Origin of the sequence: Saezia sanguinis, from assembly GCF_963921665.1 — a bacterium.
GTDB classification, from domain to species: Bacteria; Pseudomonadota; Gammaproteobacteria; order Burkholderiales; family Burkholderiaceae_C; genus Saezia; species Saezia sanguinis.
The window spans coordinates 1-13,738 of record NZ_CAWUGC010000008.1 but is presented as its reverse complement, the minus strand read 5'-3'; the positions used below and the strand labels follow the sequence as shown (position 1 = coordinate 13,738).

Genomic DNA, 13,738 nt, shown 5'->3' with positions numbered 1-13,738 from the left:
GGCGCATTAGCTTTTTATTATCTGTACGTTTGATGGGTGGGGCGGTCACGCAGTGCGTGATCGCCCTGTTATTTTGGTGATGCGGGCGTTCGGCTTTGCATATGTTTTGCGTACGATATCCGGGAGCCCTGCGGTTTTTTATACCGGCCTGAATTTGCCCGGCAGAGAAGTGTGATAAAAACGGCTAAGTATGTATGCATACAGATTCATGTCACAGTGAAGGGGGTAATGTGTCAAAAGTTCTGGAACGGTTTCCGCATATCGTGGTTGAGGGGCCGATTGGGGTAGGTAAAACCTCGTTGGCGGAAAAGCTGGCTTCTGTATTGGGCGCAACGCTTGTGCTGGAAAATGCGGCGCAAAATCCTTTTCTGGGGCGTTTTTATGAAACCTCCGGGGCCAGCCATGCGCTGGCGACACAGTTGTACTTCATGTTTCAGCGCCTGGACCAGCAACGCAATGAACAGGCGTGCCTGGCTCAGGGGCAAAGAGTTGTCGGGGATTATTTATTTGAGAAGAACGATGTTTTTGCCTGGCTGACACTGGATAAGGAAGAGTACGCTTTATTCCAGCGCATCCACCATGATGTCATACCTGCCGAGGTTGCGCCGCCGGATCTGGTGATCTGGCTGCAGGCCGAGCCGCAAACCCTGCTGGCGCGGATTCGCAAACGCGCAACATCCATGGAAAAGCGCATTGAGCTGCCGTATCTGGAACGGCTGGCAGATGGTTATGCACACCTTTTTCAGCATTATGAAAGGGCGCCGGTATTTGCCGTGAATACCGAAAACTTCAATCCTATTGATAATGAAGCGCATTTTCATGGATTATTACAGCGGTTGGAGGGGTTTCGCGGAACCCGTGGTTTCTTTAACCCCCAGCTATAAAGTGGATTCCTGCCTTATTTTTCGGAAATCATGTGGTTATTTTCATTTAGTCCAGTGGGATGAAAGGAAAATGTCAGGTTTGGTGAAAATTGGGGGAAAGACAGGTTAAACTGTTAGCTTCACACTTGAGAGAAGTTACAACGCTTTATGCTATTCAGCAAATTACTGCCTCGAGAAGGTAACTTTTTCGAACTGTTCAACAGGCATGCAGATGAAATGTATCAGGCTGCCTTATCTTTTTCCCAACTGGTCAGCGAATATGATAATGTTGAAGCGCGTGAGCGTTTGACTGCCGAAATCGCTGAAATCGAACACAAGGCCGATCGCATCACGGCAGAAGTGTTAAGGCTTTTGCACAAGACGTTTATCACGCCCATTGATCGTGAGCAGATTCATTCCATGACGATCGGCATTGATGATGTGGTCGATACCATTCAGCATGTGGCACAGGCGATGTCGCTTTATGATGTACATGCCATGACGCCTGAGATTGTGTCAATGACCGATCTGTCCATGAAAGCCTGTGTCTGCCTGAAAAATGCGGTCCAGCCTCTCAAGCAGCTGAATAAAGAAGATGTTGTTAAGGTCGTGATTCAGGCGTGCCAGGAAATTGACAAGCTGGAGTCTGAGGCGGATAAGGCGCAGAGCGTGGCCATCAGCGCACTGTTTCGCAAAGAGCCGGATGTTCGTGAATTGATTAAGTACAACGCCATTTACAGCCAGTTGGAGCAGATCACTGACCGCTGTGAGGATGTTGCCGATATCATCGAAGGCATCGTACTGGAAAATAGCTGATCATGGATGCTGTTACCCTGAGCATATGGGCTGTAGGAGCGTTGGTTCTGATTGCCCTGATCTTTGACTTCATGAACGGGTTTCATGACGCGGCCAACTCTATTGCAACGGTTGTTTCCACTGGTGTGCTCAAGCCCCAGCATGCCGTTGTTTTTGCAGCGTTTTTTAACCTGCTTGCCATTGCCGTGTTCCATTTAAGTGTGGCTGCGACGGTGGGTAAAGGAATTGTGCAGGCAGGGGTCATTGACTACCATGTGGTGACTGGCGCTTTGATCGGTGCCATCAGTTGGAATGTGATTACCTGGTATTGGGGTATTCCTTCAAGCTCTTCCCATGCGCTTATTGGTGGTATTGTGGGGGCTGCCTTGGTCAAGGCAGGGCCTTCGGTCATGGTCTGGGGCGGCATCGGTAAGGTTGTCGCCTTTATTTTTGTCTCACCGTTGCTGGGCTTTTTGCTGGGCTCCCTGATGATGGTATTGGTCAGTTGGATCTGTCGCAAACAGGCACCCGGCAAAGTCGATCACTGGTTCCGGCGATTGCAGTTGGCGTCTGCCGCGGCTTACAGTCTGGGGCATGGGGGCAATGACGCACAGAAAACCATTGGGATTATCTGGATGCTGCTGATTGCGACGGGCTGGTACAGTGCCAATCACGATATGCCGCCTGTGTGGACCATCATCAGTTGCTATATGGCGATTGCTTTGGGCACCATGTTTGGCGGCTGGCGCATTGTGAAGACGATGGGGCAGAAAATTACCAAGCTCAAGCCTGTGGGTGGTTTCTGTGCTGAAACAGGTGGGGCAATGACCTTGTTTATTGCCACATTTTTTGGGATTCCTGTTTCCACAACACATACCATTACCGGCGCCATTGTCGGGGTCGGCTCCACACAGCGCGCTTCAGCGGTTCGCTGGGGTGTTGCGGGGACCATTGTATGGGCATGGATTTTCACCATCCCTGCATCCGCGCTGATTGCAGCACTGGGGTATGGCATCAGCATATTGCTGTTCTGACGCTTTGAATTCTTTTTCTCACAAATCAGGCCTTCAGTTGCTACTGAAGGCCTGATTTTTTGATGCGGCTCTGTATGTAGGTTCAGTGTGGCCCGCCGGAACTGGCCAGGTGAAAACGCCGGGACGCTATGCGTTTCAGCCGTTTGGCGCGTAAGCGATCGTAAACCAGGTTATAGACATAGGTATAGGGCAGGAAAAAGGCGATCATGCCAATTTCCATCATAAATGCCTGCAACAGTGTAACGCTCAGCCACCATGCGGCCAGCGGCACCACGATCAGGATCAATATCATTTCGAAAAAGCAGGCATGAAGAATGCGTATGCGCGGTGTACGCTTGAATTTCAGTGCGTGTTCAATGCGTTCAAATATGGCGTTGTAGATCATATTCACGGTCATGGCGATGAAAGCGAACATGACGGACAACGCGCCCATCTGCAAAAGGGTCTTGCCCATGATCCATGCGAACAGGGGTGCGCATATGGCTGTTGCAATGATTTCAAACAGCATGGCATGTATGACCAGTTCTTTGGCAGTTTTGCGGGGTTGCATACTTTCCTCTTCTGTAAACTATGTGTACAAAGGCCGTAAATATAACAACTATGCCGATAAAAACAAGTTAATATATATCGGATATTCCGATGATTTGATTTATAAGAAGGGTTGTATGGCGCAATCACTGGATGCATTAACCGCTTTTGTCGAAGCGGCCTCGCAAGGGTCTTTTTCAGCCGCTGCACGCCAACTGGGCAAGAGGCAGTCCACCATCAGCGAGGCGATTGCCAATCTTGAAATTGAATACGGCGTTCAACTGTTTGACAGAGCACACCATACGCCGCATTTGACACATGCTGGCAGGATTTTGCTGCAACATGCCCAGCGGGTTTTGCTTGCCAATGATTCTTTGTCACGTTGTGCCAGCGAACTGGCCCAGGGGCGGCAACTGGAGATGACGATTGCCATTTCCGATATTTATCAGGCAGACGGCTTTACACGGATGATGGCGTTGGTGCACCAGCGTACGCCTGAACTGGCGCTGGAATGTCTGATTGCGGAAGATGCGGATGTAGTCTCGAGTGTGGAGCAGGGTAGAGCCCACATTGGCTTGTTGGCAGCAATGGCGTCATATCCTGCCCATATCCGGCATTTCACTTTGGAAGAAACGTCAGAGGTGGTTCTGGTGGTGGCGCCTGGTCACGCATTAGCCCGCTTAAAGCATGTGCGTGCGGCAGATCTGGCACATCACAGAGAGCTGCGCATTCAGTCATTTGAGAAGAGCAATGTGCAACCGCGTTCGAATGCGTGCTGGTCAACGTCGCATTATCTGGTTTTGCTTGAAATGGTCCTTGCCGGTTATGGCTGGGCGCGTCTGCCGAAATGGCTGGTTGAAAACTATGCCCCTGCTCGTCTTCATGAACTCGGTGTGCCGGGCTGGCCAAAGCACATCGCCATTGATGCCATCTGGTCTAGCCGGTATGCAGTCGGTTCTGTCAGCGCCTGGCTGCTGGCGCTCTTGGAGCAAGGGTTTAAAAAAGAACAGGCATCTGAAGCGCCGCGTTGATGTGCGGTGAATTTTCGTGAGGGTGCAGGGTGTGTGCGATGGGGTAAATCAGGTTTGAGGCGGTGCAGATTTATCACCCATGCCTAAAGCGCGTTGCATCGTGACAACATCCAGCCATTTGTCGAATTTCCAGCCTGCTGCACGCATGATGCCGGTATGCTCAAATCCCAGAGCGGTATGCAGGCCAATGGAGCCCCGGTTGTCCGAGTCCCCGATGACGGCCACCATCTGGCGGGCACCCCGGAGTTCGCACTGGGTGATGAGCTCTGCCAGCAGTGCACGGGCAATGCCTTTTTGATGCATGTCCTGACGCACATAAATGGAGTCTTCCACGGTATAGCGGTATGCTGGGCGCAGACGAAATGCGCCAGCATAAGCGTAGCCGACCACTTCATTTTGAAAAATGGCTACCAGATAGGGCCAGCCCTGCTGAAGAATGCTTTTTCTGCGCATCCGCATTTCCTCCAAAGAGGGAGGATCAGTTTCAAAGCTGCCCGTATTGTTTAAAACGTGGTAAGCGTAAATAGCGGTAACAGCCGGCAAATCATCTGAGGAGCAGGGTCGAATCAGCATTTGAATTCTCATACAACAAACAATTGACTTTGCGCTATAATAGCGCCTTCTGCGATGTTAGCTGACCAAGGGGTCATGCACGTGTCTCGGCATCGCGAGTATAAAACAGTAATGTATATTTACGCTGATACGGACTGAAAAAGTAAATATCGTTTCTGTTGTGCCTGCCAAGAGCACCTGGCTGCCTAGTATCTAGGGTGGCATCAGGTTGCATTATCAGGTTAATCAAGGATTTTGAAAATATGGTCGTTATTCGCCTTGCCCGTGGTGGCTCTAAAAAGCGCCCTTTTTACAACATTGTTGCTGCTGATTCACGCAACCGCCGTGATGGCCGCTTTATTGAGCGCGTTGGTTTTTATAACCCGCTGGGTTCTGGTCAGGCTGAAGTTTTGCGCCTGTCGCTGGACCGCGTGAACTACTGGAAAAGCGTTGGTGCGCAACTGTCGCCGACAGTGGTGCGTCTGGTGAAGCAAGCTACCCAAAATGTGGCTGCTGCTCCGGCTGACCAAGCTGCAGCCTGATCGTTACAAACGCTGACATGCCATAAGGCATGGTTGCAAATACCTCCTGATGAGGGTGTTTTGCACCATGCCTTTTTCTATATGACAAAGATGAGTGAATCCAATTTACCCGATGATGCGGTTGAAGTGGGCCGTATTGCAGGCGCCTGGGGCGTCAAGGGGGCGGTGCGTGTACTGCCTTACAGTGCTGAGGCGGATGTACTTTTCTCTGTTGACCAATGGTATTTTTTACCACCCGAGCCTCGTTTTGCCAAAACGGCGAAAACAGCAAAGACGGCCGAGAGTTTATCAGGCCGAGACAGGCAGGCACGGTCCCTGGCAGGGCAGAAGACAGAACAATGGCCCGGTATGCTAACCGTGCAGCAGATTCGTGAGCAGGGGGACAGCATCATCGCGTTGCTTCAGGAGATTCCTGACCGTAACACCGCCGAGCTTTTTAAGGGGGGGCGGATTTTTGTTTGCCGCCGCGATTTCCCCGAGTTGGAAGAGGGTGAGTTCTATTGGGTGGATTTGATCGGATTGCAGGTTGTGAATCAGCAAGGCACCGTACTGGGGCAGGTGACCGATCTGATGAGCAATGGTGTTCAAAGTATTTTGCGCATTGCCTATGAACAGGCAGATGCGCAGGGTGTTCCCCGGCAGGCTGAACGGTTGATTCCGTTTGTTGATGCGTATGTGGGGGATGTGGACTTGCAGTCGGGTGTCATTCATGTAGATTGGGAAGCTGATGATTGAGCTTCTTGTCTCTGCCGTGCATGATGAGCGGATTTAAACCGCTTTTGCGATGCCGGATGGCAGAGAGTTCCATATACCGCAAATTGGAAAGCCAGATACGTGCGTTTTGATGTTGTTACCCTATTTCCGGAATTGTTCGCTCCCTTTTTGACGCAGGGGATTACCCGCCGGGCATTTTCCTCCGGCATGGTTGATGTGCATATGCATCAACTGCGGGACTTTACCGAGGATAACTACCACCGTGTGGATGACCGCCCTTATGGTGGCGGGCCTGGCATGGTGATGTTGGCGCAGCCGCTGGAGCGTTGTATTCAGCATGTTTATGCGCAGTGCACTGAGCAAGGGGGAAACCTGCCCCCTGTGTTGCTGTTTTCACCGGCCGGCCGGCCGATGACGCATCAGATTGTCAGCGAACTGGCGCAGGGAGCTGGTGCAATCCTGTTGTGCGGGCGCTATGAAGGCATTGACCAGCGCTTTATCGACCAATATGTTCAGATGGAGTTGTCGTTGGGCGATTTTGTGCTCTCTGGCGGCGAAATTCCCGCGATGGCATTGCTGGATGCTGTGGCACGGTTGCAACCGGGGGTGCTGGGGGATGACCTTTCCAGCATTCAGGACAGCTTTCATCCCGTGCATGATGGTTTGCTGGATTATCCCCACTATACGCGTCCTGAGAGGCTGCTTTTTCAGGGGGAGGGGGATGCACAGGCGGTTCCTTCTGTGCTGTTATCTGGTGATCACGCCAAAATTGCACGCTGGCGCAGAGAGCAGCAGCTTCAACTGACCTGGCAAAGGCGGCCGGAGCTTATTGAGAAGGCGCTGAGCCAGGGGTTGCTGGATCGAAACGATAGAGACTTTCTGGAAAAGATAGGTTATAATAAAAGGCTTTGATCCTCTACCAGTCTTATAAGAGATTTAGGATGCATATTGCAACGATGAATCTCTTTCCATAATTTCGCAACAAAAGCTGGATATGATCGACATGGAGAAAAGTAAATGGATCTGATTCAGACCCTTGAGCAAGAAGAGATTGCTCGCTTGAACAAAACTCTGCCTGAGTTTGCCCCCGGTGATACCGTTGTGGTCAGTGTGAATGTGGTTGAAGGCACACGCAAACGTGTACAGGCTTATGAAGGTGTTGTGATTGCAAAACGCAATCGTGGCCTTAATTCCAGCTTTATCGTGCGCAAAATCTCCAGTGGGGAAGGCGTGGAACGTACATTCCAGTTGTATTCACCGCTGATTGCCAAGATTGAAGTGAAGCGCCGTGGTGATGTACGCCGCGCCAAGCTGTACTTCCTGCGTGAGCGTTCTGGTAAGGCTGCACGTATTAAGGAAAAACTGGTGCGTTCTTCTGCAGCAAAACAAGCGGCGGATGATTCAGCAGCACAAACGGAATAATATTCAGCAGAAAATGGTCTGCCGATGATATTCAAAAAGCCACCTATAAGGTGGCTTTTTGCATGATGCAGTTATTTTGACCAAAGCTGATATGGATGCTGTCAATAATGAAGCCAAGCCCGCAAGTCACCCCGGCTGTTGCTGTTGACACGTACGGAATCGGGTGGGTCTTCAAAAATGTGGTCAATACGGGCAATATTGTTGAGGTGTTGATAAGGGGCAATGACTTTCGGGGTGGTGTCCATGTGAAAATTGCCATAATTCACATACTCGTAAAAGACGTCTTGCTCTGAATTATTCAGAATCAGTATTCTTTCGATCTCATCGGGTGTGATGTTCAGGGAATCGCCGTTATTCAGATGCAATGTCTGGGGGGTGAACACAAAGTTGTATTCATACTGACCATCGCTATCTGTCACGATCAGCATTCTTTTTGCCAGTATATCGATATAAATGTATGCAAGTCCGCCTAACAGAATCACAATGACAAAGTATATGCCGCTGAAGGTCTGGAATTTTTTCAGATTTTCCCGTGTGAGTTTCTTGATGGTGAACAATGCCGCAATCGATATGAGCAGAGCGCCGCCAATGATCAGCGCATAAAAGAGTGTAACGTTTATCATAGGTTATAAATAAGTGAGGGTTGTTTAGGTTGGGTAGCAGTGTCAAATGCTGCATCGTGGTGCATTTTAGGTGTGATGCATAAGCGCCTCAATGGACATATTGCACATTTTGTTTGTATTTTTAAGACCGGGTGTGCTGCGCTCAGACGGGTGGATGAGGCAGGAGAGGGACAGGAAAGTCGTGGAAGAAAAGAAGAAGTGTAAAGCAGGCCTGTAGGCCGGATTCTGTGCATCATGAGATTCATGATGTGACCGTTATTCATCTGGGCTGCCCATCGCTGAAACAGCTCAATGCCACCTACCCGCCAGCTCCGCGGAGCCGCATCAATGCTGGCCTATTTGGTGTTGCTGCACGTAGAGATTGCCCGTTTCACCCCTGCCACATCAGTGGCAGGACTCGTCTCTGTTGCTCTGATCCTCGCCTCACGGCGGAGAGGTATTACCTCCTACGTTGCCCTGTGCAGTCCGGACCTTCCTCCAGTACCACCTTTCGGATACGGTACCAGCAACGGTCTGGCCTGCTTTACAAGTGTTGATTATCCTCTTTTTTATAGAAAAATAAAAGAAATTAGTTTGATTTTATGTATTTTATTTAAATTTGGTAGCATGTTAGTGACAGTTCAGCGATCTGACGGGATGGGGCGGGGATATTCGCTCCCAAATCCGGGCTGAAAGGACGCTTTCATTTGATCTGGCGCAAAGATGGTGCCAAGCCCCCTATGGCATACTTGCTCCATGTTCAGTTGATGCTTTCCTGTCTCCTGGAAAGATTTGCTGAGCAGACCATAGCAGTGCCATGCTGCCATGGTGGGCACAAAGGTGGTCCTGCCTTTGTGCGCTCTTGTGGGGGAATTGTTCCGGACTCTTTGGAGTCCGGTTTTTTTTGCCTTTTCAGGAAATGCCTGGTTGTATACCCTCATGGTGCGCAGCATGAGAGTAATGACAGGGCTTTATGGCTGGATTTGCCAGTTCAACTGGGATTCGCCACACAATGGTTTCAACTGGGCGGCGCTGTGCTGCACAGGGATGGATTCGGGAACCGTCCATGGCTGTTTTTTCAGGGTGACAGTTCCTGTATTGCGTGGCAGGCCATAAAAGTCAGCGCCATAATGGCTGGCAAAGGCTTCAAGCCGCTCAATTTTTGCAACCTCATCAAATATTTGGGCATAAAGCTCAAGTGCGCTGAATGCCGAGTAGCAGCCGGCGCATCCAACAGCGGCCTCTTTCAACGAGGCCAAATGGGGCGCGCTGTCTGTGCCCAGGAAAAATTTAGGGCTGCCACTGGTAGCGGCCTGTACCAGGGCCAGCCGGTGCTCTTCGCGTTTGAGGATGGGCAGGCAGTAATAATGGGGCCTGATGCCACCGGTAAACAAGGCATTGCGGTTGAACAGCAGATGCTGCGGTGTGATGGTTGCTGCTACAAATGAATCTGCACTTTTGACGTAATCAACCCCATTTTGAGTGGTGAGGTGTTCCAGAACGATTTTTAATTCGGGAAAGTCGTTTCTCAGCGGGATAAGGACTCGCTCAATGAACTGGGCTTCGCGGTCGAAAATATCAACCTGAGGGTCTGTGACTTCTCCATGAATGAGCAATAACAACCCGTGTTTTTGCATGGCTTGCAGAGTCGCATAGGTTTTGCGTATGTCAGTAACGCCGGCATCGCTGTTGGTGGTGGCGCCTGCCGGGTAGAGTTTAAATGCCACAACGCCAGCCTGTTTGGCGAGCATCACTTCCTGCGCAGAGGTGTTATCGGTCAGATAAAGTGACATCAATGGCGTGAAATCAGCGCCCGGGGGTAAAGCCTGCAGGATACGCTGGCGGTAAGCGACCGCCTGCTCGGCGGTGGTGACGGGCGGGCGCAGATTGGGCATGATAAGCGCACGGGCAAATTGCCTGGCTGTGTGCGGCAATACGGTTTCAAGCATCTGCCCGTCCCGTACATGCAGGTGCATATCGTCAGGGCGTGTCAGGGTGATGGTTTGTGGTTGTGGGCTCATATCTGCTTCACAGGGTTATTGACAGAGGAGGTGTGTTGTAAACAAAACCCCGCTTGAGCGGGGTTAAAAGAAAAAGAATATGAGGATTATACCGGCATCAATGCTGGAGAATTTTGTTTAAAAAGTCTTTGGCACGGTCGCTTCTGGCTTCGGGGTTTTCAAAAAACTCCTGGCTAGAGCAGTCTTCCAGGATTTTGCCCTGGTCCATGAATATGACGCGGTTGCTGACTTTGCGGGCAAATCCCATTTCGTGTGTGACACACATCATGGTCATGCCTTCGTGTGCAAGCTGGACCATGACGTCCAGCACTTCACCGACCATTTCGGGGTCAAGAGCAGAAGTGGGCTCATCAAACAGCATGACAATCGGATCCATGGACAAGGCGCGGGCAATGGCAACGCGCTGCTGCTGCCCGCCGGAGAGCTGGCCCGGGTATTTGTCTTTATGTGCACTTAGCCCCACGCGCTCAAGGTATTTGAGGCCGTGTTCCATGGCCTGTGCTTTGCTGCGCCGCAGAACCTTCATCTGCCCAAGGGTCAGATTCTCGGTAATGGTGAGGTGCGGAAACAGTTCAAAGTGTTGGAATACCATGCCGACATGGCTGCGCAGTTTGGGCAGGTTGGTTTTAGGGTCGTGCACTGCAACGCCGTCAACCCAGATTTCCCCTTTTTGAAAAGGCTCCAGCGCATTGATGGTTTTGATCAGGGTGGATTTGCCTGAGCCTGATGGGCCGCAGACGACGACAACTTCGCCTTTATCAATGGTGGTGCTGCAATCAGTTAGTACCTGGAATGCTCCGTACCACTTGGATACATTTTTAATATCAATCATCATAGTGGATGGTCTCCTGATTAGCGAATAATGGCAACACGCTTTTGGTAGGCTTTAACAGCACGGGAAAGCGAGAAGCAGATAATGAAATAGACGACGGCAGCCAGCAGATAGGCCTCTACCGGGCGGCTGGTGTTGGAGCTCAGGACGCTGAACCCTTTAAGCAGGTCATAGGCGCCAATCACATAAACCAGCGAGGTATCCTGAAACAGGACAATCACCTGTGTCAGAAACACGGGGATCATGTTGCGAAATGCCTGAGGAAGCACAATCAGCCGCATGTTCTGACCATAGGTCATGCCCAGTGCCTGACCGGCCTGGCTTTGTCCGGATGAAACGGACCGGATACCGGCGCGGACAATTTCAGAGAAGTAGGTAGCCTCAAATAACACGAAGGTAATGATGGCGCATGTTTCCGCAGCCAGCGGATGTCCAAGTAGGAACGGGACGACCAGGAAAAATCCAAGCAGTACAAGCATCAGCGGCATGGAGCGCAGGCCATCAACGTAGATGGCGGCAGTCCATTGCAGTACTTTAGAGTTGGATAAGCGCATGAGCGCAATGATGGTTCCCAGGAAAATCCCGCCGATAGTGGCAACAACGGTTAAAAGAAGGCTGAAGCCAAGTCCTTTTAAGACGTATGTGAATATCAGGTTCCAGTTTTCTGGCGCAAAGAAGGTGTAATCGATATTCATCAGTGACCTCCTGCAGCGCCAGAAGCGAATCCGGGAATTCTCATGCGTTTTTCGATAAAACGCATGACCCTGTTAAATCCAAATGCCGTAATGATGTACAGAATAGCCACAGCAATGTACAACTCAAAAATGCGCTGTGTTTCTTCCATTGCCTGGGTCAGGAAGTTCATGAGTTCTGGCAAGCCTGCAAGCACCATGGCAACGGTTGAGTTTTTCACGATGTTCATGGCTTCGGATGTGAGCGGCGGCATGATGATGCGTGTGGCGATGGGCAACAGAATGTAAAAATAGGTTTGAAATGTGTTGAGCCCTAACGCCCTGGCGGCATCACGCTGCCCACGGGGAATGGCCTGTATGCCAGCCCTGACCTGTTCTGCCACTCGGGCCGAGGTGAAGAAGCCCAGTGCGCACACCGCCATGATGAAGGGGTGTGGCCTGAGAATTTGCAGCGCAGGAATCACCTGGGGTATAACAAACATCCACAGGAACATTTGTACCAGCACAGGGACATTGCGAAACAATTCCACCCAGGCGTTGCCAAAGACGAGTAAAAAGCGGTTTACAAACCCTTTATTCGGCAGCGTTCTGATGGTGCCAATGACGCCGCCGGCAAATAAAGCAATGATCCATGCAACAGCCGCGATGGCAAACGTCCAGCCCCAACATTTAATCAGAACCTGTAAATATGCTTGCCCGGTGTAATCCTGTTGCAGGAAAATCCCCCAGTCCCAGTTATAGTTCATTTCATTGTGCTCCGTTCTTTAAAAATCGACAGGGGTGTATGTCATGGTGCTGTTATTGTTGAAATGCGAATTAGTTTCATCTGCTTTTTATACCTATGCCGTCAGTGAGCCTATAAGACGCATGCGGACGCAGAGGTCGGATGCAGCTACGTTGCTATAGCGTGCTTGGTAATACCGTTGGAATATGTGTAAAAAGCAACTAAATATGATAAAACGATTTTTAATTGCGTGCATTAATCCAGGATTTTTTAATGTAATTTGATAAAAATTGATAAAAATCAAATAGATAAAAATGATTGATTTCAGTTTGAAACTGAATAGCCCTATTTGGGTACAAACATTAGTGAAGGGTATAAAACACAATGTGGGTCTGCTTGTGTATTGTTTTTTATGAGTCAGGCAGGCGTTGGAGGCTGGTGGAGAGCGGATTTTTCCGCATGTTTTTGTTCACAAATGTTGTGAGATAGAAATAGCCGGTGTATGAGGCCACTTTCTGGCATGTGTTCCTGCTATATGAGAAAGGTGGAGTATTGTTGTTTTTTTGCACTGCGGAATAGAAAACGTCATATGATGGAAAAGTCCTTGTCATTGTTTAGTTAACAAGTTTTCGGTATATTGTTGTAATAACTCAAAAAATTAGTGTTGTATGTATTGTTACAGGGCAGTGGCATGAAAAAGGCCATTTAGAAATGGCGGCTGGTGTAGAATTTACACCTGACAAAACGAGGAAGGCTCTTTTTCATATAAAGAGATGGGGGGTGAATATGTTATGCGGCATTTCATCTGTTTTTGAGATGCAAAAAGGAGATTGATGTGGCTCAACCAAGTCTAAGCGGGAAAAAAATATTGGTTGTGGACGACAGCAATACCATTCGACGCAGCGCAGAGATTTTCTTGAAACAGGCTGGCTGCGATGTTTTGCTCGCAGAGGATGGCTTTGATGCGTTGTCGAAAGTTTATGACTATCAGCCGGATCTGATTTTCTGCGACATTCTGATGCCCAGGCTGGATGGTTATCAAACCTGCGCTATCATTAAACGTAATGAAAAGTTTCGCTCTGTCCCTGTTGTCATGCTTTCATCCAAAGATGGCGTTTTCGACAAGGCACGCGGGCGTATGGTCGGCTCGGACGATTACTTAACCAAGCCTTTTACCAAAGGTCAGTTGATCACGGTGGTGGAGCAACAAATGGGCGTGGACCATTCGTGATGTTATGATGCATTATGCGGCTCATGAAACAAGTTTTGTTTATCAGCGGTGTTGTTTGCAGATGTGGGGACGTGACACGTTGTTGTGTTGAACTGAATGACAGTGAGTCACGGACAGTATGTTTATGTTGGGGTTATAAAGTTGATTCTTTATAA

16 protein-coding genes and 1 other RNA gene are annotated in these 13,738 nt (G+C 49.8%); 9 read left to right on the top strand and 8 right to left on the bottom strand.

The features are described 5' to 3' along the window. Positions 1–230: 230 nt before the first annotated feature. The 3 genes from AACY98_RS05670 (at position 231) to AACY98_RS05660 (ending at position 2,692) form a co-directional block, all read left to right on the top strand. Positions 231–884, top strand: coding sequence for a deoxynucleoside kinase (locus AACY98_RS05670; protein ID WP_339802680.1), 654 nt, complete (start codon positions 231–233; stop codon positions 882–884). Positions 885–1,031: 147 nt separating this feature from the next. Continuing rightward, the gene (locus tag AACY98_RS05665; protein WP_126978352.1) at positions 1,032–1,679 is read left to right on the top strand and encodes a DUF47 domain-containing protein; all 648 of its coding nucleotides are present in this window, start codon (positions 1,032–1,034) and stop codon (positions 1,677–1,679) included. A 2-nt stretch (positions 1,680–1,681) separates the two neighbouring features. Beyond that, the gene (locus AACY98_RS05660) at positions 1,682–2,692 is read left to right on the top strand and encodes an inorganic phosphate transporter (RefSeq protein WP_126978350.1); all 1,011 of its coding nucleotides are present in this window, start codon (positions 1,682–1,684) and stop codon (positions 2,690–2,692) included. Between the two features lie 82 nt (positions 2,693–2,774). Here the strand turns inward: AACY98_RS05660 and AACY98_RS05655 are convergent, their stop codons facing one another. Next, complete coding sequence (locus AACY98_RS05655; protein WP_126978348.1) at positions 2,775–3,242, bottom strand: multidrug/biocide efflux PACE transporter; 468 nt, start codon at positions 3,240–3,242, stop codon at positions 2,775–2,777. Positions 3,243–3,357: 115 nt separating this feature from the next. On the opposite strand from AACY98_RS05655, the gene AACY98_RS05650 reads away from it, so the two are divergent. Further along, entirely contained in the window at positions 3,358–4,251 is an 894-nt protein-coding gene (locus AACY98_RS05650; protein ID WP_339802675.1) for a LysR family transcriptional regulator, read from the top strand. Between the two features lie 48 nt (positions 4,252–4,299). Here the strand turns inward: AACY98_RS05650 and AACY98_RS05645 are convergent, their stop codons facing one another. After that, positions 4,300–4,824, bottom strand: coding sequence for a GNAT family N-acetyltransferase (locus tag AACY98_RS05645; protein WP_204250808.1), 525 nt, complete (start codon positions 4,822–4,824; stop codon positions 4,300–4,302). Positions 4,825–5,066: 242 nt separating this feature from the next. Between AACY98_RS05645 and rpsP the strand changes: the two genes are divergently transcribed. The 4 genes from rpsP to rplS all read left to right on the top strand — a co-directional run bounded on the left by rpsP (position 5,067) and on the right by rplS (position 7,481). After that, positions 5,067–5,345: a 30S ribosomal protein S16 gene (gene rpsP, locus AACY98_RS05640; protein ID WP_339802672.1), complete on the top strand. Its 279-nt coding sequence runs from the start codon at positions 5,067–5,069 to the stop codon at positions 5,343–5,345. A gap of 81 nt (positions 5,346–5,426) precedes the next feature. Then, the gene (rimM, locus tag AACY98_RS05635; RefSeq protein ID WP_339802669.1) at positions 5,427–6,080 is read left to right on the top strand and encodes a ribosome maturation factor RimM; all 654 of its coding nucleotides are present in this window, start codon (positions 5,427–5,429) and stop codon (positions 6,078–6,080) included. 99 nt (positions 6,081–6,179) lie between these two features. Then, on the top strand, positions 6,180–6,971 hold the full coding sequence (gene trmD / locus AACY98_RS05630) for a tRNA (guanosine(37)-N1)-methyltransferase TrmD (RefSeq protein WP_339802666.1): 792 nt from the start codon (positions 6,180–6,182) through the stop codon (positions 6,969–6,971). 105 nt (positions 6,972–7,076) lie between these two features. Continuing rightward, positions 7,077–7,481 carry a 50S ribosomal protein L19 gene (gene rplS, locus AACY98_RS05625; RefSeq protein ID WP_126978336.1) on the top strand — a complete coding sequence of 135 codons (405 nt, stop codon included), beginning with the start codon at positions 7,077–7,079 and terminating at the stop codon, positions 7,479–7,481. 101 nt (positions 7,482–7,582) lie between these two features. Here rplS and AACY98_RS05620 read toward each other — a convergent pair whose 3' ends face one another. From AACY98_RS05620 to AACY98_RS05595, 6 genes are all read right to left on the bottom strand, one after another. Further along, positions 7,583–8,104, bottom strand: coding sequence for a hypothetical protein (locus tag AACY98_RS05620; RefSeq protein WP_339802664.1), 522 nt, complete (start codon positions 8,102–8,104; stop codon positions 7,583–7,585). Between the two features lie 198 nt (positions 8,105–8,302). Beyond that, an RNA gene (gene rnpB, locus AACY98_RS05615) (RNase P RNA component class A) lies at positions 8,303–8,629 on the bottom strand. 425 nt (positions 8,630–9,054) lie between these two features. After that, entirely contained in the window at positions 9,055–10,104 is a 1,050-nt protein-coding gene (gene pyrC, locus AACY98_RS05610; RefSeq protein WP_339802661.1) for a dihydroorotase, read from the bottom strand. Between the two features lie 97 nt (positions 10,105–10,201). Beyond that, complete coding sequence (locus tag AACY98_RS05605) at positions 10,202–10,936, bottom strand: amino acid ABC transporter ATP-binding protein (RefSeq protein ID WP_126978572.1); 735 nt, start codon at positions 10,934–10,936, stop codon at positions 10,202–10,204. A 20-nt stretch (positions 10,937–10,956) separates the two neighbouring features. Beyond that, positions 10,957–11,631, bottom strand: coding sequence for an amino acid ABC transporter permease (locus tag AACY98_RS05600; RefSeq protein ID WP_339802658.1), 675 nt, complete (start codon positions 11,629–11,631; stop codon positions 10,957–10,959). Beyond that, a complete protein-coding gene (locus AACY98_RS05595) occupies positions 11,631–12,374 on the bottom strand; it encodes an amino acid ABC transporter permease (protein ID WP_126978328.1) in 744 nt (247 codons plus the stop codon). Before AACY98_RS05595 ends, AACY98_RS05600 begins: the two co-directional genes overlap by 1 nt. A gap of 813 nt (positions 12,375–13,187) precedes the next feature. On the opposite strand from AACY98_RS05595, the gene AACY98_RS05590 reads away from it, so the two are divergent. Continuing rightward, positions 13,188–13,583, top strand: a complete 396-nt coding sequence (locus AACY98_RS05590; protein WP_126978326.1) for a response regulator — start codon at positions 13,188–13,190, stop codon at positions 13,581–13,583. Positions 13,584–13,738 lie beyond the last annotated feature (155 nt).

Excerpts from the sequence above, each read along its gene's own strand:
- AACY98_RS05595 (WP_126978328.1), bottom strand. The coding sequence starts at position 12,374 with ATGAACTATAACTGGGACTGGGGGATTTTCCTGCAACAGGATTACACC.
- AACY98_RS05655 (WP_126978348.1), bottom strand. The coding sequence starts at position 3,242 with ATGCAACCCCGCAAAACTGCCAAAGAACTGGTCATACATGCCATGCTG.
- AACY98_RS05600 (WP_339802658.1), bottom strand. The coding sequence starts at position 11,631 with ATGAATATCGATTACACCTTCTTTGCGCCAGAAAACTGGAACCTGATA.
- rplS (WP_126978336.1), top strand. The coding sequence starts at position 7,077 with ATGGATCTGATTCAGACCCTTGAGCAAGAAGAGATTGCTCGCTTGAAC.
- AACY98_RS05620 (WP_339802664.1), bottom strand. The coding sequence starts at position 8,104 with ATGATAAACGTTACACTCTTTTATGCGCTGATCATTGGCGGCGCTCTG.
- AACY98_RS05660 (WP_126978350.1), top strand. The coding sequence starts at position 1,682 with ATGGATGCTGTTACCCTGAGCATATGGGCTGTAGGAGCGTTGGTTCTG.
- rpsP (WP_339802672.1), top strand. The coding sequence starts at position 5,067 with ATGGTCGTTATTCGCCTTGCCCGTGGTGGCTCTAAAAAGCGCCCTTTT.
- AACY98_RS05665 (WP_126978352.1), top strand. The coding sequence starts at position 1,032 with ATGCTATTCAGCAAATTACTGCCTCGAGAAGGTAACTTTTTCGAACTG.
- AACY98_RS05605 (WP_126978572.1), bottom strand. The coding sequence starts at position 10,936 with ATGATTGATATTAAAAATGTATCCAAGTGGTACGGAGCATTCCAGGTA.
- AACY98_RS05650 (WP_339802675.1), top strand. The coding sequence starts at position 3,358 with ATGGCGCAATCACTGGATGCATTAACCGCTTTTGTCGAAGCGGCCTCG.
- pyrC (WP_339802661.1), bottom strand. The coding sequence starts at position 10,104 with ATGAGCCCACAACCACAAACCATCACCCTGACACGCCCTGACGATATG.
- AACY98_RS05645 (WP_204250808.1), bottom strand. The coding sequence starts at position 4,824 with ATGCTGATTCGACCCTGCTCCTCAGATGATTTGCCGGCTGTTACCGCT.
- rimM (WP_339802669.1), top strand. The coding sequence starts at position 5,427 with ATGACAAAGATGAGTGAATCCAATTTACCCGATGATGCGGTTGAAGTG.